General features: G+C 75.6%; 18 protein-coding genes. 9 read left to right on the forward strand and 9 right to left on the reverse strand.

Features of this window, described 5'->3' with window-relative positions; genetic code table 11:
• The first annotated feature begins 119 nt into the window (after positions 1 to 119).
• The 3 genes from AC07A6_RS04060 to AC07A6_RS04070 all read left to right on the forward strand — a co-directional run bounded on the left by AC07A6_RS04060 (position 120) and on the right by AC07A6_RS04070 (position 2526).
• The gene (locus AC07A6_RS04060) at positions 120 to 872 is read left to right on the forward strand and encodes an SDR family oxidoreductase (protein WP_478775976.1); all 753 of its coding nucleotides are present in this window, start codon (positions 120 to 122) and stop codon (positions 870 to 872) included.
• A 55-nt stretch (positions 873 to 927) separates the two neighbouring features.
• Entirely contained in the window at positions 928 to 1461 is a 534-nt protein-coding gene (locus AC07A6_RS04065; RefSeq protein WP_478775977.1) for a hypothetical protein, read from the forward strand.
• Positions 1462 to 1668: 207 nt separating this feature from the next.
• Positions 1669 to 2526, forward strand: coding sequence for a class I SAM-dependent methyltransferase (locus AC07A6_RS04070; RefSeq protein WP_478776017.1), 858 nt, complete (start codon positions 1669 to 1671; stop codon positions 2524 to 2526).
• Between the two features lie 69 nt (positions 2527 to 2595).
• Here the strand turns inward: AC07A6_RS04070 and AC07A6_RS04075 are convergent, their stop codons facing one another.
• Together AC07A6_RS04075 and AC07A6_RS04080 are read right to left on the reverse strand one after the other, a co-directional pair.
• Positions 2596 to 4110, reverse strand: coding sequence for a DEAD/DEAH box helicase (locus AC07A6_RS04075; protein WP_478775978.1), 1515 nt, complete (start codon positions 4108 to 4110; stop codon positions 2596 to 2598).
• A 164-nt stretch (positions 4111 to 4274) separates the two neighbouring features.
• A complete protein-coding gene (locus AC07A6_RS04080) occupies positions 4275 to 4772 on the reverse strand; it encodes a MarR family transcriptional regulator (RefSeq protein WP_362467821.1) in 498 nt (165 codons plus the stop codon).
• A 90-nt stretch (positions 4773 to 4862) separates the two neighbouring features.
• Between AC07A6_RS04080 and AC07A6_RS04085 the strand changes: the two genes are divergently transcribed.
• Both AC07A6_RS04085 and AC07A6_RS04090 read left to right on the forward strand, forming a co-directional pair.
• Positions 4863 to 5246: an HGxxPAAW family protein gene (locus AC07A6_RS04085; RefSeq protein WP_478775979.1), complete on the forward strand. Its 384-nt coding sequence runs from the start codon at positions 4863 to 4865 to the stop codon at positions 5244 to 5246.
• 125 nt (positions 5247 to 5371) lie between these two features.
• The gene (locus tag AC07A6_RS04090) at positions 5372 to 5575 is read left to right on the forward strand and encodes a cold-shock protein (protein ID WP_125598495.1); all 204 of its coding nucleotides are present in this window, start codon (positions 5372 to 5374) and stop codon (positions 5573 to 5575) included.
• Between the two features lie 79 nt (positions 5576 to 5654).
• Here the strand turns inward: AC07A6_RS04090 and AC07A6_RS04095 are convergent, their stop codons facing one another.
• The 3 genes from AC07A6_RS04095 to AC07A6_RS04105 form a co-directional block, all read right to left on the reverse strand.
• Entirely contained in the window at positions 5655 to 5876 is a 222-nt protein-coding gene (locus tag AC07A6_RS04095) for a ferredoxin (protein WP_478775980.1), read from the reverse strand.
• Between the two features lie 5 nt (positions 5877 to 5881).
• Positions 5882 to 7069 (reverse strand): cytochrome P450, encoded by a 1188-nt coding sequence (locus AC07A6_RS04100; RefSeq protein ID WP_478775981.1) that lies wholly within the window; start codon positions 7067 to 7069, stop codon positions 5882 to 5884.
• 135 nt (positions 7070 to 7204) lie between these two features.
• Positions 7205 to 7549: a thioredoxin family protein gene (locus AC07A6_RS04105; protein ID WP_478775982.1), complete on the reverse strand. Its 345-nt coding sequence runs from the start codon at positions 7547 to 7549 to the stop codon at positions 7205 to 7207.
• Positions 7550 to 7678: 129 nt separating this feature from the next.
• Here AC07A6_RS04105 and AC07A6_RS04110 point away from each other — a divergent pair, with 129 nt between their 5' ends.
• From AC07A6_RS04110 to AC07A6_RS04125, 4 genes are all read left to right on the forward strand, one after another.
• The gene (locus tag AC07A6_RS04110; RefSeq protein ID WP_478775983.1) at positions 7679 to 7948 is read left to right on the forward strand and encodes a hypothetical protein; all 270 of its coding nucleotides are present in this window, start codon (positions 7679 to 7681) and stop codon (positions 7946 to 7948) included.
• A gap of 302 nt (positions 7949 to 8250) precedes the next feature.
• Positions 8251 to 8610 carry a YciI family protein gene (locus AC07A6_RS04115; protein ID WP_362467834.1) on the forward strand — a complete coding sequence of 120 codons (360 nt, stop codon included), beginning with the start codon at positions 8251 to 8253 and terminating at the stop codon, positions 8608 to 8610.
• 79 nt (positions 8611 to 8689) lie between these two features.
• Positions 8690 to 9937, forward strand: coding sequence for an RNA polymerase sigma factor (locus AC07A6_RS04120; RefSeq protein WP_478776018.1), 1248 nt, complete (start codon positions 8690 to 8692; stop codon positions 9935 to 9937).
• A 29-nt stretch (positions 9938 to 9966) separates the two neighbouring features.
• The gene (locus AC07A6_RS04125) at positions 9967 to 11691 is read left to right on the forward strand and encodes a serine/threonine-protein kinase (RefSeq protein WP_362467836.1); all 1725 of its coding nucleotides are present in this window, start codon (positions 9967 to 9969) and stop codon (positions 11689 to 11691) included.
• A 12-nt stretch (positions 11692 to 11703) separates the two neighbouring features.
• Here the strand turns inward: AC07A6_RS04125 and AC07A6_RS04130 are convergent, their stop codons facing one another.
• The 4 genes from AC07A6_RS04130 to AC07A6_RS04145 all read right to left on the reverse strand — a co-directional run bounded on the left by AC07A6_RS04130 (position 11704) and on the right by AC07A6_RS04145 (position 20259).
• Complete coding sequence (locus AC07A6_RS04130) at positions 11704 to 13173, reverse strand: condensation domain-containing protein (RefSeq protein WP_478775984.1); 1470 nt, start codon at positions 13171 to 13173, stop codon at positions 11704 to 11706.
• Positions 13174 to 13283: 110 nt separating this feature from the next.
• A complete protein-coding gene (locus AC07A6_RS04135) occupies positions 13284 to 14270 on the reverse strand; it encodes an ABC transporter ATP-binding protein (protein WP_478775985.1) in 987 nt (328 codons plus the stop codon).
• On the reverse strand, positions 14267 to 17026 hold the full coding sequence (locus AC07A6_RS04140) for a hypothetical protein (protein ID WP_478775986.1): 2760 nt from the start codon (positions 17024 to 17026) through the stop codon (positions 14267 to 14269). The genes AC07A6_RS04135 and AC07A6_RS04140 overlap by 4 nt, the downstream gene beginning before the upstream one ends.
• Entirely contained in the window at positions 17023 to 20259 is a 3237-nt protein-coding gene (locus tag AC07A6_RS04145) for an FtsX-like permease family protein (protein ID WP_478775987.1), read from the reverse strand. Before AC07A6_RS04145 ends, AC07A6_RS04140 begins: the two co-directional genes overlap by 4 nt.
• Positions 20260 to 20315 lie beyond the last annotated feature (56 nt).

Below are 20315 nucleotides of genomic sequence, written 5' to 3' on the forward strand. Positions count from 1 at the left end.
GCCACGGCCGAGCCACGGCCGAGCCACGGCCGGTCCCCGGCGGGGTCCGCCGACCGGAATTTCTTGATCGACGGGCGGGTTCGTGTGTATCGACCACACAACCAGGAGGCGTCACAGGCATGACACTTGAACACCACCGCGTCGTCATCACCGCGGCCGGGCGCGACTTCGGGCGGACGCTCGCCCTCAGCTTCGCCGCACGGGGCGCCGAGGTCCACCTCTCCGCCCGCACGCAGGAGGCCGCCCAGCGGGTCCGCGAGGAGATCATCGCCCAGGGCCACGACGCCGCCCGGATCCACGCCCACGCCTGCGACCTCACCGACCCGGCCTCCGTACGGGCCTTCGCCGAGGCCGTCGCCGCGCGCGCGGACCACGTCGACGTCCTGGTCAACAACGGCTCCCGCTACCAGCACGGCACGGACCTGCTCTCCGCCTCCGACGCGGACGTCGTCGACACCCTCGCCTCCGGGGCCACCGGCACCGTCCTGGTGACCAAGGCCTTCCTCCCGCTGCTGCTGAAGTCCGCGAAGCCGGACATCGTGACCATGGTCTCCGGCTGCGGCGAGGCCGGGAACCACCGCTCCGACGCGCACGACGCCTTCTACGCGGCCAAGAGCGCCCAGGCCGGCTTCACCGAGAGCCTCTCCCGCCGGCTGCGCGGCCAGGGCGTCCGCGTGATCTCCCTCTACCCCCCGGACTTCGCCAACCACGATCCGCTGTCGCCCGCCTGGGAGAACGCCCCGCGCACCGCGCAGGACCCGCTGACCGCCCAGTCCCTGGTGGACTGCGTCTTCTTCGCCATCGGGCAGCCCCGCGACTGCTTCATCAAGTCCTTCTACTTCGAGCAGACCGGCACCGAGCTGACCCACTGACCCCACCCCACCCCCGCCCCGGGCCGGCGCGGGGCGGTCGTGTGGAATAGGTGCCATGGGTAGCCCAGGACACCAGATACGCCGCGCGCCGTCGGCCGGCCCGACGGCCACGGCCCGGCCGCCGGAGCAGGCCGTCGCCACCGACCGGTGGCGGTACGCCCACCACCTCGACCGGCTCGCCGCCGCCGGGGCGGCCGGCGTGGCTGGCGAGGCCGCGGTGGTGGCCGAGGTGCTGCGCGACCGCGACCCGGTGATGGCGCAGAGCGCCGTGGTGACCCACCTGGACCGCCGCGCGGTCCGGCTGCGGCCCGGCGCCGCGTTCCAGGACTGGGCCCGCGCCCTGCACCCCGTACTCGACGGCCACGCCTTCCCGGCCCGCCGGCTGCGCGAGTGGACCCTGCTGAAGGCCGTCGAGGCGGGCGCGGAGTGGTCGCGGGCGGAACTGGCCGCCGCCTCCGACTGGTGCCAGCGCACCGCGGCGCAGTCCCCGGCCCCGGACGAGGCGCTGGCCCTGCTCGCCGCCTCCGGGCGCACCCGGAGCGTACGCAACGCCGCGGCCAGGAGGCTGGACCGGCGCGCCACATCCTAACCGGAATGATCACGGCAACGAGTTCTCGCCATAACCCTGTTCGGGGGTTTAGGGTCTGCGTACCCTGCCGGGTATTCAGAGTTGGACCGATGCCGTTCCGCTGGAGGATGACTCTCTGTGTCGCACGTTTCGCAGGCCCCCGTCAGCACCCCCGACGCCGGGTCGCCCGAACCGCCCGCGCCGCCCGCGCCCAAGTCGTTCAGCGAGGTGGAGGGCTGGTTCTCGGCGTATGACCAGGTCCTCTTCGACTGGTTCCTGACCCGCCAGAACGAGGCCGCGCCGGCGGCGGGCGACATCCTGGAACTGGGCGCCTTCATGGGCAAGAGTGCGATCTTCCTCGCCGGATACCTCCGCGAGGGGGAGGCGTTCACGGTCTGCGACCTGTTCGACTCGCCGGCCCCCGACGACTCCAACGTCGAGGAGGTGCAGGGCTCGTACCCCACCCTCACCCGCCGCGGGTTCGAGACGAACTACCTGGCCTTCCACGAGGCGCTGCCGACGGTCATCCAGGCCCCGACCTCCGTCGTGGCCGACAAGGTGCGCGCCGAGAGCTGCCGCTTCGTCCACGTCGACGCCTCCCACCTCCACGAGCACGTCGTCCAGGACATAGCCTCCTCGCGGACCGTCGCCACCCCCGACGCCGTGGTGGTCTTCGACGACTACCGCTCCGCCCACTGCCCCGGCGTCGCCGCCGCCGTCTGGGCCGCCGTGGCCACCGAAGGGCTGCACCCGATCGCCGTGTCCGCCTCGAAGCTGTACGCGACCTGGGGCGACCCGGCGCCCTGGCAGGAGGCGCTGCGCACCTGGCTGGAGGGCCGCAACGACCTGTGGCACGGCGTGGACGTCATCCACGGCAAGCCGCTGGTGCGCATCGGCGACGAGGGCGTCTCGGCGCCGCCCGCCCCGAAGCTGCTGCACCCCCCGGCTCCCGAGCCCGCCCCGGCCCGTCCCGCCCCCAAGCCCGCGCCCCGGCCGGGCGTGCGCTGGCGCAGGCTGGCCAAGGACCTGCTCCCGCCGGTGGTCACCCGCGCCATAGTGGCCCGGCGGCGGCGCGCCCGGGCCTGACCCGGGCCGTGACCCGGGCCGTGACCCGGTGTCCGGCGGGAACCCCGCCGGACACCCCGGCCCGGTGCCTCAGAGGCCCTTGCGGACCCGGGCCGCGCGCCGCGCCTCGGCGGCCTGGCGCGCCTCGATCGTCTTGCGGGACTCCTTGCCCCGGCCCGTCCGGCCCGGGCGGGTGCCGAGGCCCCGGAAACCGAGCTCCGTGCCGCTCGGGCGGCCCTTCGCGTCGGTCGGCAGGGCCCCGGACAGCGGGACCCCGGAGGGCTTCCTCGCGCCGGTGATCCGGCTCAGCGCCGCCTCGCCGGAGCGCACCTGCGTGATGGTGGGCCGGATCCGGGCATCGGCCATCAGGCGCACCATGTCGCGCCGCTGGCCCGGGGTGACCAGGGTGACCACCTTGCCGGACTCGCCGGCCCGGGCGGTGCGGCCGCCCCGGTGCAGGTAGTCCTTGCTGTCGGCCGGCGGGTCCACGTTGACCACCAGGTCGAGGTCGTCGATGTGGATGCCGCGGGCGGCGACGTTGGTCGCGACCAGGACCGTGAGCAGGCCGTCCTTGAACTGGCCGAGGGTCTTGGTGCGCTGCGGCTGGGACTTGCCGCTGTGCAGCCCCTCCGCCCGTACGCCCATGGCCCGCAGGTGCTTCACGAACTGGTCCACGCCGTGCTTGGTGTCCAGGAACATGATCACCCGGCCCTCGCGGGCCGCGATCTCCGTCGCCGCCGACACCTTGTCCGCCGCGTGGATGTGCAGCACGTGGTGGTCCATCGTGCCGACGGACGCCGACTGCGGGTCCACGGAGTGCGAGACCGGGTCCTTCAGGTACTGGCGCACCAGCTGGTCGACGTTGCGGTCCAGGGTGGCCGAGAACAGCATCCGCTGCCCGTCGTGGTGCACCTGGTCCAGGATCTCCGTCACCTGCGGCATGAAGCCCATGTCGCACATCTGGTCGGCCTCGTCCAGCACCGTGATCCGCACCCGCTCCAGATGCACGTCACGCCGTCCGACCAGGTCGCTCAGACGGCCGGGGGTGGCGACCACGACCTCGGCGCCGGTGCGCAGCGCGCTGGTCTGGCGGCCGATGGAGAGCCCGCCGACGACGGTGGCCATGCGCAGCTTCAGCGCCTGCGCGTACGGGGTCAGCGCCTCGGTCACCTGCTGCGCCAGCTCGCGCGTCGGTACGAGTACCAGGGCGAGCGGCCGCTTGGGGTCGGCCTTGTGCCCGGCCGTGCGGGCCAGCAGGGCCAGGCCGAAGGCGAGGGTCTTGCCGGAGCCGGTGCGGCCGCGGCCGAGGATGTCGCGTCCCGCGAGGGAGTTGGGCAGGGTGGCCGCCTGGATCGGGAAGGGCTCCCGCACCTCCTGCTCGGCCATGGTCCTCACCAGCTCAGCGGGCAGGCCGAGTTCGTCGAACGAGGCCACCGGGGGCAGCGCCGGGGTGCTGGTCCGGGGCATGGCGAACTCGCCCTGCGGACCGAGGGTCCGGGGGGCCTTGCCGGCCGCGGCTCCCTTGGCGCCCCTGGCTCCCGGCTTGGAGCCCGCCTTCGCCCCGGCCTTGATGCCGAAACGCCCGTGAGCTGACGGGTTCTTCATGCAGGACCTTCCGTGAGGAGAGTGAGGCGGGCGGGGGCCGCAGCGGGGGGAACGGCGACGAGCCGGGGCCCGTACCCCTCGGTACGGGCCCCGGCTCGTCGTACGCGTCCGCACCGGGCGACAGCGCCCCGCGCCTCAAGTTTCCCGGCCATTTTACCAGCCGGTCACCGGCCGGGCCTGGGGTCGAGCTCCCCGGAGCGCACCCGGGCGAGGTGGGCCCGCATCTCGACCGCCGCCCGGCCGAACCAGTCGGCGATCACGGCGATCTCGTCGGGGGTGTACTCGGCGAACACGGCGCCGAGCCGGTCGTAGAACGGCTGGTAGGTGGCGATGACCCGGGCGGCGGCCTCGGGGTCGGCCACCACCCGTACCCGCCGGCGGTCGGCGGGGTCGGGCTGCCGGCGGGCGTACCCGGCCTTCTCCAGCCGGTTGAGCACGCCCGTGACGGCGCCGGTGGTGAGGTTCACCAGCCCGGCGAGGTCGCCGGCCGAGAGGGGCTTGTCGCAGGCGGCCAGGATGTGGGCGAGGCAGGTCAGGTCGGTGACGTTGATCCCGAGGAGCTGGGCCACCTCCTGCTGGCCGACGAGGCCGAGCGCCACGTACTGGTCCATGCGCGCGATCGCCTCCCCGGCCGTGGCCGCGGGGCGGGGCTTGCCGTGCACCGACATTCTCCTTAGTATCTAAGCTACTTAGCTCGTGAGATAAATGATCCTGCTCCGAGCGTACTGCCGCCTGCCCGAAGAGGGGGAATCATGAGCGCCCACGGCGACGTCGACCTCGGCCACACCGTGGCCGGCTGGACCGGAACCACCCTGGCCCTGCTGGGCTCCGCCGGAGCGGGGGCCGCCCTGTGCGCGGCCTGGACCCCCGGCATCTGGCTGGGCCTCGGCCTGGTCGCGGCCGCGGGACTGGTCACCTGGCTGCTGCACCTCGCCGGCTGGGGCAAGCCCAGCGGCCCCCGCCCGCGCGGGCAGTGGGACTGGCGGGTCCGGGACACCGGGGCCCGCACGGGACACGCCGACTGCCTCGGCTGCCGGGTGAGCGGCCCGCGCCGCGCGGCGGCCGCCTCCGCGGCCCGGCCGGCCGTCGGCGGCCCGTCCGCCGCCCCGCTGCCCGCCGGGGACGGCGGCGCCTGACCGGGCCGCCCGGGCCTCCCGCCCCGGTTGGCCGCGTTCGGCGTGTGGCGCGCGTGACGCGTGGGCAGTATCGAGACGGCCGCGCGCGTGCGGCCCGAGCGGAACGTTGAGAAGGATCAGTACCGATGGCAACTGGCACCGTGAAGTGGTTCAACTCGGAGAAGGGGTTCGGCTTCATCTCGCAGGACGACGGCGGCCCCGACGTGTTCGTGCACTTCTCCGCCATCCAGGGGACGGGCTTCAAGTCCCTGGAGGAGAACGACCAGGTCTCGTACGACGTCACCCAGGGGCCCAAGGGCCCGCAGGCGGAGAACGTGGTCCGTCAGTAGCGCCGGCCGCCTCGCGGTGCCCGTCGCCGGGAGCCCCCGCCGGTCGTCCGGCGGGGGCTCCCGCGCGCCGCGGGCCCGCTCAGTCCGCCGGGCCCGCCCCGGCCTCCCGGGCGTCCCGCACGGTGATCGCCGACACCGGGCAGGCGCGGGCGGCCTCCCGCACCAGCGGGCTGCCGTGGCCGTCCTCGCGGCCCGCGAGCACCTCGCTGAGGCCGTCGTCGTCCTGGGTGAACACCCGCGGCGCGGTCAGCACGCACTGTCCGGCGCCGATGCACACCTCCCGGTCCACGGAGATCCGCACGCCGCTCACCACGTCACGGGCAGTTCGAGCATGCCCTGGATGGTGTCGCCGGGCTTGAACGGGATCCGGTCCGGGTCGGCCGCCAGGCGCAGCCCCGGCAGCCGCTCGAACAGGGTCCCGAGGGCGATCTCCATCTCGGCGCGCGCCAGGTTCTGGCCCAGGCACTGGTGGATGCCGAAACCGAACGCCAGGTGGTGGCGGGCCGGCCGGTGCCAGTCGAGCGCGTCGGGGTCGGCGAACACCGCCTCGTCGCGGTTGATGACCGAGGTGGAGAACACCACCCCGTCGTCCGGCCGGATGGTCGCCCCGCCGACCTCGATCTCCCGCGTGGCCACCCGCAGCATCCCGTCCGCGATGGACAGGAACCGCATCAGCTCCTCCACCGCCTCCGGCATCAGCGACGGGTCGGACCGCAGCTCCGCCAGCTGCTCCGGGTGCCGCAGCAGGGTGAAGGTGCCCAGCGAGATCATGTTCGCCGTGGTCTCGTGCCCCGCGATCAGCAGGATCGCGGCCAGCGACACCAGCTCCTCGACGTCGGTCTCGCCCGCCGCCAGCCGGGTCGAGACCAGCTCGTCCAGCAGCCCGTCACCCGGCGCGGTGCGCTTGCGCCGGATCAGGCCCTCCAGATAGGCGTCCAGCCGCTCCAGGGCGTCCTCCACGTCGGCGGTCGAGGGGCCGCGCAGCAGCCGCCGCGACTGCTCCTCGAAGAAGTCGTGGTCCTCGTACGGGACCCCGAGCAGGGCGCAGATCACCATGGACGGCACCGGCAGCGCGAAGTCGCCCACCAGCTCGGCCCCCGGTCCCCGGGCCTCCATCGCGTCGATCAGCCGGTCCACGGTCTCCTGGATCCGGGGGCGCAGGGCGGCCGTCCGCTTGACCGAGAAGCTCGGGATCAGCATCCGCCGCTGCGCGTTGTGCTCGGGGTCGTCCACCCCGAGCAGGGCCGTCCGCCGGTTCTGCAGCCCCTTGAACCGGGCGGTGGGGGCGGGGAAGGCCGCGTTGGTGCGGTCGGTCGACAGCCGGGTGTCGGAGAGCAGGGCCCGCGCCTCCGCGTGGCCGGTGACCACCCATACGGAGCGGCCGTCGAAGAGGGTGACCCGGGAGAGCGGGCGGGCCTCCCGCAGTGGCCGGTAGGCGGCCGGCGGGTGGTAGGGGCAGGTTCGGTCCTGGGGGAAGGCAACGGCTTCGGACATGGAAAGCAACACCTCGCAAGCGATGGTTCCGTCTCGCCGGACTCCATTACATGCCTGAGGCACCTATCCCACCTATGCCACTTTCGGCCAGCCTGCCCGAGTTCACCCGCCGGGCCGCGCGGAGCCGGACGCGGCCTACAGGTGCGCGTCCAGGAAGGCCCGCAGCTCCGCCCGTCCCATCGGGCCCGCGTGCGTCGCCACCGCCTCGCCGGACCGCAGCAGCACCACCGTCGGGGCGCCCGTCACCGCGTGGCGCCGCACCGTCGCGGGACAGCGGGTGATGTCGGCGCGCACGGCGGTGAACCGCGCGCCGTACTCCGGGTCCAGGGCCAGCTCCGCGACCAGGGAGTCCAGCTCCCGGCAGGCCTCGACGGCCTTGGGCCAGGTGCCGGTGAAGTACGCCAGGACCGGCCCCGGCACCATCCCGGTGATGAAGTCGAATTCCTGGTCCTCCAGGGGCCGGTGTACCCGACTGGCCATGGGCGGTGCTCCTCGGTTCGCATGCGGCGTGGCCCGCCAGCCTATGGGGTGCCGCGCGGACACCCTCCCGCGCAGGCCCCGGACGGATCACGCGGGCCCGCTGTCAGTGGCGGCTGTGAAGCTGGGCCCATGGACCACAGGATGCCGCGCCGCCGTGTCTACGGCGCCGACCACGAAGACCCCGACCCGGGCCCGCGCCCCGGCCACGCGTACGGCGAGCTCGTGGGCGGCCCCCTCGACGGGCTCCTCCTCGACGTCACCGGCTGGAGCGCCGACCGGCTGGCCGAAGAGGCACGGCTGCCGACCGAGATAGGCCGCTACGGGGCGGGCGGCCGCGCCCACTACCGCCGGCGGGACGCGGACCCGGGCCGCTGGGACTGGGCCGGGGACAGCCGCTAGGGGGTGTCCGCGCGGCCGAAGGTCGTCTGCGCGGCGGAAGGCCGTCTGCGCGCGGGGAAGGCCGCCGCCTCCGCCCGGAGACGGCGGCCGGCGAGCCCCCGGACCGCCGACGTGTGACCGGGGGCTCTGCCCCTCTCTTCGGCGGCCGGGGCCCGACCGGATGCGGCGGCGGCGCGCCCGGTGGCCGGTTCCGCGCGATCTCCGAAGAATTCTCCGGAGAGCTGTCGATCCGGGCGACCCCCGTTCGACACACAGGTGAGAGGCGGGGGAAAGGCCCCCGCCCTCACGACCGAGGAGCCACCATGCCGCGCTTCCTGACGCTGATCCGCATCGACGAGCAGAACCTGACCCCCGACACCCCCTTCCCCGCCGACTTCGAGGAGCGCATGGGCGCCCTGATGGAGGAGATCACCAAGGCCGGCGTGATGCTCGACACCGCCGGACTGCTCCCCACCTCCGAAGGCACCCGCGTCACCTGGTCGGGAGGGAGGACCAGCTTCACCGACGGCCCCTTCACCGAGACCAAGGAAGTCGTCGGCGGATACGCCTTCCTCCAGTGCAAGGACAAGGCCGAGGCCCTGGAATGGACCCGGCGGTTCCTGGAGACCCACCCGGCGGAATGGACCGTCGGCGCCGAGGTCCGCGAAGTACAGGAGATGTGACCCGGCCGCCGCGGCCCGCGCCGGGCGCCGCGTTTGCCACACCCCGCCACGGCTGCTCTGATGGGTGGCCGTGACGGCGGTGAGCGCGGCCCGGGCGGTCGAGACGGTGTTCAGGATCGAGTCCGCGCGGATCATCGCCGGCGTCACCCGCATCGTGCGGGACGTCGGGATCGCCGAGGAGATCGCACAGGACGCCCTGGTCGCCGCCCTCGAACAGTGGCCGCGCGACGGGATCCCCGACCGGCCCGCCGCCTGGCTCATGGCCACCGCCAGGCACCGGGCCGTCGACCTCGTCCGCCGCAAGGAGACCTACGCGCGCAAGCTCGCCGAGGTCGGCCGCACCCTGGAGGACGTACCGCCGCCGCCCGAACCCGCCGAACCCGACGACATCGACGACGACCTGCTGCGCCTGGTCTTCACCGCCTGCCACCCGGTGCTCGGCACCGACGCGCGCATCGCCCTCACCCTGCGCCTGGTGGCCGGACTCACCACCCAGGAGATCGCCCGCGCCTTCCTCACCTCCGAACCCACCGTCGCCCAGCGCGTCGTCCGGGCCAAGCGGACGCTCGCCAAGGCCGGGGTCCCCTTCGAGGTACCCCGCGGAGCCGACCGCGCACAGCGCCTGGCCTCCGTGCTGGAGGTCATCTACCTCGTCTTCAACGAGGGCTACTCGGCCACCGCCGGCGACGACCTGCTGCGCCCCGCCCTCTGCGAGGACGGCCTGCGCCTGGCCCGCGTCCTGGCCGCCCTGATGCCCGACGAGCCCGAGGTCCACGGACTCGCCGCGCTGTTGGAGTTCCAGGCCTCCCGCACGGCCGCCCGCACCGGCCCCGACGGCGAGCCCGTCCTCCTCGCCGACCAGAACCGGGCCCGGTGGAACCGCCTGCTCATCCGGCGCGGCGTCGCATCCCTGCACCGGGCCGGCAGCGGCCCCTACGCCCTCCAGGCCGCCATCGCCGGCTGCCACGCGGCCGCCGTGCGCTACGAGGACACCGACTGGCGGACCATCGCCGCCCTCTACGGAAGGCTCGCCCGGCAGCTGCCCTCCCCGGTGGTCGAGCTGAACCGGGCGGTCGCCGTCTCCATGGCCGAAGGCCCCGCGGCGGCCCTGCCGCTCGTCGACGCCCTCGCCCGGGAGCCAGCCCTGCGCTCCTACCACCTGCTGCCCAGCGTACGGGGGGACCTGCTGGAGCGGCTCGGGCGCGGCCCCGAGGCCCGCACCGAGTTCGAGAAGGCGGCCGCCCTCACCCGCAACGCCCGCGAACGGGACCTGCTGCTGGCCCGCGCCGCCGCCCTCGGCAAGGAAAGTCCTGCTCAAGGCGATTGACGACCCATCACAAGGCTTAGGCTGGCGCGGTGATCAACGGCAACGACGACATACTCACCCCGCTCGGCCCCCTCGACCCGCGGGAGACGGCCGGCTACCGGCTGCTGGCCCGGATCGGCGAGGGAGGCATGGGAACCGTGTACCTCTCGCACACGCGCGGCGGCCAGCCCGTGGCCTTCAAGGTGATCCGCCGCGAGTACGGAGAGGATCCGGACTTCCGGCGCCGCTTCGAGCAGGAGGTCCGCGCGGCCCGCCGGGTGCAGGGCTACCACCTGGTGCCGGTCGTCGACCACGACACGACCGGGCCGCTCCCCTGGATCGCCTCGGAGTTCGTGCCCGGGCTCTCGCTCGCCGACGCGCTCACCGAGCACGGGCCGCTCCCCCCGGCCGCCGTCCACCAGCTGGTCGGCTGCACCGCCCGGGCCCTGGGCGCCATCCACGCGGCGGAGGTCGTCCACCGCGACCTCAAGCCCGCCAACATCCTGCTCGGCTCGACCGGTCCGTACGTCATCGACTTCGGCATCGCGCGGGCGGCCGACACCACCCAGCTGACCCGCAGCGGCGGCGTGGTCGGCACCCCGCAGTACATGTCGCCCGAACAGGCCCTGGGCGAGCCCGTCACCGCGGCCGCCGACGTGTTCTCGCTCGGCCTGATCGCGGCCGTCGCGGCGACCGGGCGACACCCCTACGGCGAGGGCGGCGCCACCACCCTCGCCGTGCGGATCGCCAACACCGAGCGGGCGGCTCCCGATCTGAGCGGCTACCCGGAGCCGCTGCGGAGCCTGCTGGAACGCACCCTCACCGCCGACCCGGCGCAGCGCATCACCACCGCCGAACTGGCGGAGTTGTGCGAACGGGCGGCGGGCAGGCCGCTGCGCGCGTTCGACGGCTGGCTGCCGGCCCCGCTCATGGACCGGATCGCCCGCCGGGAGGTGGGCGCCGCACACCCCCCGGAGCCCGCCCAAGTCCCGGGCGCCACCCCCACGGAACCCGACGCCGGCGCGTACCGGTCGGCGCAGCCCACGGTGACGGCCCCGCCGAGGCCTTCCACGCCGCCTCCCGGCCCCGCCCACCCGCCGCGGCCCACCGCACCGCCCCCGGCGCCACCCGCACGGTCCGTCCGTCCCGCGCTGCTGGCCGGCGGGGGAGTCCTCGCCGTGGCCCTCACCGCGCTGGTGACCTGGGCGCTCGTACGCCCCGACGGTGGTACGGCCGCCACCGGCGGCTCCCCGTCGGGCGGCGGGCGGACGGCCGCCGCAGCCCCGGCCGCCCCTCAGTCCACGGCCACCGCCACGGCCACCGCCACGTCCAAGCAGCCCACGTACACCCTCCTCTTCGAGGACAAGCCCTTCACCCTGCGCGGACCCGCCTCCAGCACGGGCACGCACGTCGACCTGGACGCACCGAAGCTGTTCCCCGGCGGCAAGATCGGCCAGGTCGCCGGCATGGAACTCACCTACCAGGCCTGGGGAGACGCGGACCTGCGCTTCCTCACCCCCATGGGCAGGAGCGGCGGCACCACTCCCGAAGCGTGCAGGGCCGGGGTCGACACCGACACCTTGCCGGTCGCGCTCCCCGCGAAGGAGCTGAAGACGGGCGGGACGCTCGCCAAGGGCACGGTCCTGTGCACCGTCACCAGCGAACGCAACCTGGCGATGCTGCGGATCACCGATGTCCAGCCCCACTCGGGAGGCGGTCTCTCCCCGGACATGCCCGACTACGTCACCACGCTGACCCTCTGGAAGATCACCTGACGAGGGTGGTCATCAGGACCTCCTGACGCGCGCCACCGCCGGCTCGGGCCGGCGCGGCGCCGTCAGCGCCACGGGCCTGCGGAACCCGCCGGTGCGCGCCACGCTCTGCACGGTGAGCCGCAGCGCCTCCTGGAAGTCGCCCATCGTGCGGCGCGCCGCCGGGGTGTCCACGTACAGCGAGTTCATGTGCAGCCCGTCCGAGTCCCGCTGGAACCACGAGCAGGTCCCGTTGGCCCGCGCCGACCACACGTGCGTGGCGGGCCGCCACTCGTCGTGCCGGTCGGCGCCCCGGCAACGGCGCATGTCGATGTACGAGAAGAAGTTCACCGGGTACGGCCAGGACCGGCCGGCGAACTCCTCGGGCGCCAGCAGCTGCCAGGCCCGCACGAACGGCACGTCGAGGTGGCGCATCATCTCGGTGAACCCGGCCCGGACCTCGCCCATCACCTGGGCGAAGTCCTTGCCGGGCGAGGCGTCGAACTCGATCGGCAGGGTGTTGACGAACCAGCCCACGGAGTTGTTCCAGTCCTCGCGCCCGCGTTCGCTGACGGGCATGAACCCCCGGTACACCCCGGGCCCGCCCGCCTCGCGCAGGCACACGCCCACCGAGCCGAGCACCCCCATGAACGGCTTCCCGCCGGCCTGCCCGCACACCTTCTCGAAGACCTCGGTCTCGGCGGCGTCCAGCAGCGTGGACGCCTCGTTGACGATCGGGTACATCCGGTCCGGCTCCACGCCGAGGTCCAGCGGGAAGCGGGGGAAGAACTCCCCGCCGCGTTCCGTGAACGACTTCCAGTAGCCGAGGCGCTCGTCGTCCGCCCCGATCGACAGGTAGCGGCGGCGCTGCGCGTCGGCGAAGTCCAGGTAGCTGGGCGCGGGCGGCAGCACGGGCTCCTCCCCACGCCGCAGCGCCTCGTAGCCGGTCAGCACGTCGTGGACGACGACCGGCATCGACATGCCGTCGCAGACGATGTGGTCGAAGGCGAGGTACACCGTCGCGGAGTCCGGGCGCAGCACCGCGCCCATCGTGAACAGCGGCCACGACAGGGTGTCGATGCTGCGCGTGAACCGCTCCGCGAGGAACTCGCGCTGGCGCTCCACGTCGTCGAACTCGGCGACCTGGTGGGCCTCCAGGGAGAGCACCTCGGGTGCGAGGGGCTCACAGGACAGCTCCCCGGCCAGCCGCCGGAACGCGCAGCGCAGCACCTCGTGCCGGCGGACGAAGCCCAGCAGGGCGGCGGCCAGGGCCGGTTCGTCGAGGGCTCCCTCGATCTCGAAGGTGACGGCCACGTAGGACGCCATGGGGTCGTCGTCCGCGCGGCTCTCCTCGGCGACGGCGAAGTGCTTGTCCTGGTTGAAGGACGCCTTCTTGCCCTCCTCGTCACCCCGGTCCGGTCCCTGCGCTCCGGTGGCGGCCCGCAACCGCCACTCGACCAGGCGCCCCGGCTCCATGTGGTGCATCTGCAGAGGAAACTGCCGCATTACGTCATCCCTTCGCCCCCCGGTTCAGCCCCGAGCCCCTAACGACACCCGGGCCGCGGAAGTGACGCCCGAACCCCCGGCGCCGGTCGGGACGGTGAACGGGACGGCTCCTAGGAGGCGTCGTCCGGCCCCGCCCCGGCCGCCCCGTCGGCGTCGTCGCGCCGGACTTCGATGCGGTCGGCGGCCAGGTCCACGGCGACGCGGTGCTCCATGCCCAGTGCCTCCAGGAACTTGTGCGGCAGCTGCACCCGGCCGGTGCGGTCCAGCATCACGTACTCGCGCTCGCTGACCGACTCCGTGCCGTCCTCGCCGGTCACCGTACGGCGCAGCACCTCGCTGCTGGTGCGGCCGTCGCGGATGGCCACCGTGCGGCGCACCTCGCCCGCCACCATCGGGTCGTGGGTCACGATGACCACGGTGGCTCCCAGCTCCCGGTTCACGGTGCGGAAGGCCTCGAAGACGGCCGCACCGGTCTCGGAGTCCAGCTCGCCGGTCGGCTCGTCGGCCAGCAGCACCGCCGGGTCGTTGGCCATGGCCACGGCGATGGCCACCCGCTGCTGCTGCCCGCCCGACAGTTCGGCGGGGCGGCGGCCGCCGAGGTCGCCGATCTCCAGCGCCTCCAGCAGCTGTGCGACCCGCGCCGGCCGCCGGGCCCGGGCGCTGCGCCCGCCGCCCTTCAACTGCATCGGCAGAGCGATGTTCTGAGCTGCCGTCAGGAATGGCAGCAGGTTGCGCGCGGTCTGCTGCCAGACGAACCCCACCGTCTCGCGCCGGTAGCGCAGCCGGTCCCGCGCGGACATCTCCAGCAGGTCGTAGCCGCCGACGGTCGCGGTGCCGGCCGTGGGCACGTCCAGCCCCGCGAGGATGTTCAGCAGGGTGGACTTGCCGCTGCCGGAGGCCCCGACCAGCGCCACCAGGTCGCCCTGGGCCACCGTCAGCTCCAGCCCCTGCAGCGCCTGCACCTCGACCCCGTCGCTGGTGAAGATGCGGACCAGCCGGTCGCAGGCGATCGCCGTGCCGGCGGCGTGCCGGCGCGGCGCGGCGGCCGCCAGGGCCTGCCGCCGCAGCTCCTCGTACGTGGGCGCTTCGGTGTTCAACGTCGGTCTCCCGCTCTCAACTCGGTGGTGATCTGACGCCGGCCGTTCACCGCCGCCTCCGCGAGCACGGCCGCGGCCACCAGCCCCGCCAGGCCCAGCGCCTGCACGAGCACCGGCCGCAGTCCCAGCCCCAGCCCGGCCGGCACGGTGGCGCCGACCAGCGTCGACAGGTCGACCGACGGGCCCAGCAGGGCGATCGCGGCGACCGCCGTCAGCGCGCCGCCCAGCGGAGCCGCCAGCACCTGCGGCAGCGACTCCGTCAGGACGAGCACCAGGCCCTGCCGGGGCCGCAGGCCCATGGTCCGCAGCCGCGCCAGCAGCGCGGCCCGCTCCGGGGCGGCCCGCACCAGGGTCAGCAGCACGGCCAGCAGCGCGAAGCCGGCCGCCGCTGCCAGCGAGGTCCAGAACAGCTGCCCCGCCGCGTGCTGGAGGGGGTCGCCGGCGAGCTTCGCGGAGACCCCCGCGCTGGTGTGGACGAAGGTCCGCTCGGCGACGGAGGGCGACGCGTGGGCGCGGACCAGCTCGCGCAGCCGGTCCTCGTCGACCGGGCCGAGGGCGAACCAGTGGTTGGGGTGCGCCGCCTGGGGCACCCGGGCGGCGACGGCCCAGGCCGGCACCACCACGACCGCCGCCTCCGCGGACGGCTCCGCCGGGGTCCCCTCGACCAGGCCGGCCGGCCGCGCCCGCAGTTCGACGCCGCCTGCGAGATGGATCCGGAACTCGCCCCCGGCATCCTTCCCGGAGAGGTTCTTGCTGATCAGCACCGGGACGGCGGCGCCGGCCGCACCGCCCTGGGCGAGCCGGGCCGGATCGAACCGCCCCCGCCCGGCGGCCCCGGACAGCCGGGCGTAGGCCGCCGGGTCCGCGACCACCGCCCTGACATGGGTGCCGGTCGGGTCGTCCGCCGTCAGGAGGGCGTCCCGGTCGGTCCACACCCCCAGGGAACTCCGTACGCCGGGCAGCGCGTCGGCCGCCCGCAGGAACTCCGGCGTCAGCGCCTCCCCGAGGGGCGTCGCCACATGGGCGTCGCCCCCGACATCGCCCCGCGCCGCCTGCAGACGGGCCCCGTCCACGGAGGCCAGTACGGCCGACCCGAACCCGCCCGTGGTCACCGCCAGCAGCAGCGCGACCAGGGGCAGTACGGAGGGCCGCGCGCCGCCCGCGCTGCCCCGGGCGGCGCGCGCCAGCCCGAGGAAGCCGGTCAGGCCGCGCCCGCGTCCCGCCGCCCGGGCCGCCAGCCGCGCCAGCGGGGGCAGGATCCGGGCCAGCAGCAGCCCCCCGGACAGCGCGATCAGCAGCGGGGCGGCGACGAGCAGCGGGTCCAGCCCTGCCCCCGCCGGGGCCACCCCGCGCCGGCGGACCTCGGCGACGGCGGCCGCGGTGGCGGCGAGGACCAGCAGCTCCGCCACCAGCCTGCGCCGGGGTGCGGCCGCGCGGCGGGCCGACAGCAGCACGAAGGCCCGTACCGGGAACGCCAGCAGGGCCGCGAGGGCGACGGCCCCCGCCGCGAGCAGGCCGGGCGCCGGGCGGGGGGCGGGCAGCAGCAGGACGCCGAGGGCCGCGGCGAGCACGGCGGCGGGCAGCACGGTGACGGCCCCCTCGCCCAGCAGCCGGCGCAGGACGCCCGCGCGGGAGCCGCCCCGGGCCAGCAGCAGGGCCAGTTCGGCCTCCCGCCGGTCACCGGTGAGCCCGGCGGCCAGGCAGAACACCACGAGGGCGACGCCTGCGACCCCGGCCGGGCCGATCGCGGCGAGCGGCGCGGCGGCCTGCCGGCGGGCCTCGGCCGCGGCGAACAGCTTCGGCAGCTCGGAGGTGATCAGGATGTCGGCGCGGCCGGTCTCGGAGACGAGCCGGCCGGCCGTGGGACCGGCCACGTACGAGGCGATCTGTCCGCTGACCTCGGGCAGCCGGTCGGTGCGCAGGGCGCCGGTGTCCACCGGGAGCCGCCAGAAGTCCGTGGCGCGGGTTCCCCAGCCCGCCAGCCGCTCGATTCCCTCGGGTCCGACCAGCGCGGCCGCGTCCCACCAGGACTTCTCCTGCTTCTTGTCCCACTTGAGGCAGGCCTTCAGGAGGCAGGTGGAGGTGCTGTCGGTCCAGTAGACGTCGGAGGGGTCGGCCGGGGCGAACAGGCCGACGACCTCGATGCTCATGGGTGGGGCGATGCCCGAGGTGCCCTCCAGGACCGAGCCCACCTTGGCGCCGATGCTGGCGGCGGTGCTCTTGGCCAGGACGACGGGGACGGGGCCCTCGCCGGCGCCTCCGGAGGGCCAGCGCCCCTCGACCAGCCGGCCGTGCGAGGCGACCTGGGGCAGGTGCAGCAGGCCCAGGTTGGGCGCGATGTCCGACGGGCGGACCAGTCCGGGCCCCGTCAGGGGCCGTGCGTCCTTGGCGCGGACCCCGTACACGGGACCGGAGTCCGCCAGGCGGTAGCCCGGTCCCACGGCGGCGGTCAGGGCGGCCAGCACGTGGTCCAGGGAGGCCGGGAGGTCCCCGCCCGTACGGCCCCGCCCGGTCTGGGCGGTGGCGGTGAGGCTGGTCCGTTCCGGTCCCTCCTCGGCCAGGTAGGCGCGCAGGGCCCGGTCGGCTCCCCGGTCGACGGCGCGCGGCAGCGCGGTGGCCAGCAGGACGGAGACGAAGACCAGTACGGCCGACAGGAGCGTGGCCAGGGGAGCGGCGCGCAGCCGCGTCCGCACCCAGCCGGCCCCGCCGCGGCCCCTGGGCCCGGTGGTACGGGGGTCGGTGGTCGGGCCGGTCATATCTCCTCCACGTGGCGCAGACGGGCGGCGGCGCCCCGGGACGTGCGGTCGCCGCGCCCGCCGAGCACCGCCGACAGCAGCGGGACGGCGGCGATGGCGGCGGCCAGGAGCAGGGTCCGCAGGCCCGGCAGGTCCACCAGGACCTCCGGGACCGGGCGCCGGGCGGCCGGGGTGAGCACCGTCAGCGGCACCGTCAGGTGGACGATGGCCGCGCCCACGGCCAGGCCGACCGCGGTCCCGAGGGCGACGAGGACCAGACCCTCGGCGGCGGCGGCCCGGGCCAGGCCCCGGCGGGGTGCTCCGAGGGCCAGCAGGACCGCGGACTCCCGGGCCCGCTGGCGCGCGGCCGCCGCCGAGGAGGCGGCGAAGCCGATGGCGGCCAGTACGGCGCAGGACAGGGCGAGGGCGGCCAGCGCGAGGCGGGGGCCCGCGCTCAGCGGGTCGTCCAGCAGCCCGGCGGCCACCTCCTCGCGCAGCAGCAGCCGGTGGGAGCCGGCGCCGGCGCGCAGTTCGGCGGCGGCCCGCGCGGGCACGGGGTCCGCGGCGGAGGCCGCGGGCAGCCACCACTCGTCGGCGGCCGGCAGGGCCCGCCCGTCCGCGGCCGCGAGGAGCCGCCCGGCGGTGGCGAGGTCGACGGCCACCGCGCGTTCGCCGGCGGCGGGCAGCGCCGCGACGGCGGCGGTGATGCGCACCGGGACGGTGGCCGAGCCGAGCAGCACCGGGATCCGGTCGCCGACCCCGGCTCCGACGGCGGCCAGGTAGGCGCGGGTGGCGATGCCCGGCAGCTCGGCGGGGGCCGGGCCGGCGGCGAGGCTGAGGGCGTAGCTCCCCACGGGGGCGCCCGCGTACCGCAGCCGCATCAGCGCCCCGTCGGCGGGCAGCAGCCGGGCGGCCGGGGCGTTCCCGTCCAGGGCCGGGGCCACCAGGTTCCAGGCGGGTGCGGGAGCCTGGACGGGGACGGCCGGCCCGTCCGGGGTCTGCGCGACCGAGACCCGGCGCAGCGCCACCTCCGCCTCGACCGCGGCCTTCCCCTCGGGCCGGTACCAGCCGTTGTCGGACCCGTACGACAGGGCGAGCCCCGCGATGGACAGGGGTTCGGCGGCTGTCCCGAGCGGGGCCCCGGCGAGCTTCGCGACGTCCACGGAGAAGGTGTGCTCGCCGTTCTCCGGCAGCGTCTCGACCGGCACCCGGTAGGTCAGCCCGAACCGGTCGCGCAGCAGGACGCCCAGCCGGGCGGAGCCGCTCGCGCCGACGGCCCGTACCGACACGTCGACGTCGATCCGCCGGGGCCGGCCCGGCAGCACGATGCCCGCGCTGCCGGGGGCGTCCACGGCGAGCGGGGCGAACAGCCCGGCCATGGGCCGCCCGTCCCGCAGGTCGGCCCGCAGCGGCACCCGCCGGGCGACGGCGGAGGCGTCCAGCGCGAGCAGCTCCCCGTCCGCCCCGCCCGGCAGCCCGTGCGTGGAGCGCACCACCGGGATCACCCGGTCGCCGCCCGGCAGGGACGCGTACCGCCCGGCCCGGCCGGCGGCGGCGACCTCGCTGCCGGTGACCCGCAGGCCCCCGGCGGTGGCGAACTCCGCCTGGTCGCGCTGCGAGGCGGACCAGGCGGTGTGGTGGCCGAGGGCGAGGACCCCGCTGGCCACCGACAGCACCAGCAGCAGGACCGGGCCGGTGGCCCGCCCCGGACGCCGGGCGAGCTGCCAGCCCACCAGCGCCGGGCCGAGCCCGCGGCCCCGGGCGGCGATCCGGCCGCCGAGCCGTGCCGCGAACGGCAGCAGCCGCAGCACGAGGAGGGTGCCCGCGCACAGTGCCAGGGTGGGCGCGGCCACCAGTACCGGGTCGACGCCGAGTCCCTCGCCCGGGCCGTCCGGGGCGCCGCTGTAGCGGTCGAGCTGGCGGTAGGCGAGGACGGCCAGCGCCACCACCGCGAGGTCCAGTCCGGAGCGGGCCGCCCCCGACACCACGGCCGCGCGGCGCCCGGCCCGCCGCAGCACGGACGCCGCGGCCCCGCGGAGCACGGCGGGCAGGGAGGTCAGCAGGACGCACGCGAGGGCGCAGGCCGCCGCGGCCGGCCACAGCAGCCACGCCCCGCCGGTCTCGACGGGGGCCTTGGACAGCGGCCCGTAGTGGCCCGCGAGGCGCAGCAGCGGCGGGGTGAGCAGCGGGGCCAGGACCGCCGAGGGCAGGGCGAGCAGCAGCGCCTCGGCCGCCGACAGCATCCCGAGCCGGCGACGGGAGGCACCGCGCGAGGTGAGCAGGACCCGCTCGGGCTCCTGACGCTCCGTCAGTAGGTGGGCGACCAGCAGCAGGGCGGCCCCGGCCAGGACGGCCAGCTGGAGCGCGCCGACCAGCAGGGTCGAGCGGGCCACCCGCTGTCCCGTCTCCAGTGCCGCGGTGTAGTCCTTGAGCCCGGTGGTGACCGTGAGCCCGGCGGGGCCCTTGGTGTCGGTCTCCGGGGCCAGGGGGCGGAGCCGGCGGAGGTCGGCGGCGCGGGCGGCGCGGAAGTCGGGGCTCAGCAGCGTGGCGCGGCTGTTCTGGACCAAAACGCCGCCGGTGAAGGCGGAGTCGTGGACGAGCAGCGGCCCGTAGTTCGTGAAGGAGCCGACCTGCACCTCGCGGCCGCCGAGCGGATCGAGCCGCCAGTACGGCGCCTCCGGCTCGGCCGCCCGGTAGACGCCGGTGACGAGCACGTCCAGCGGGGCCCCGCCGTAGCGGTCCTCCAGCCGCACCTCGGCCGGCAGGGCCTGCGGGCTCAGGCCGAGCCGGTTCAGGGCGGCCTCGGGCGCGGCCACTTGGAGCTGCCCGGGGCGCTCCCCGGCGGCCTCCGGCAGCCGGCCCGCGAGGAGCCGTACGCGGCCGGGGTCGAGGGCGGCGAGCAGGGTCAGGTCCGGTTCCCGGCCGGGGGCGCCGGGGCCCGGCAGCCCGTACGAGCGGCTGCGCGCCACGCTCTCGACGCCGACGGGCAGGCTCCCGAACAGGCCCTGCGCGAAGCCCCGTACGGCCGCGTCGTCGCCGGCCCGGGAGGTCAGCGCGTGCTCGCCGGTGAGGACCACGGCGGTGCCGGCCCGCCCGGCGGGGCCGGTCAGCGCCTGCCGGAGGCCGGCGTCCCCGACGCCCCGGGTGAACGCCAGCAGCGCGGTCAGCGTGGTCGTGGTGATGAGCGCGGTGAGCAACACGGCGGCGGCGAGCGGCAGTCGCCCGCGCAGCCGGCGCACGACGAAGCCGATCATGTGCCTGTTCCCTCCCCCGAACCGGACCTGGGGCACCGGATAGCGGACGATGCTGT

Source organism: Streptomyces sp. NPDC044002, from assembly GCF_056434525.1.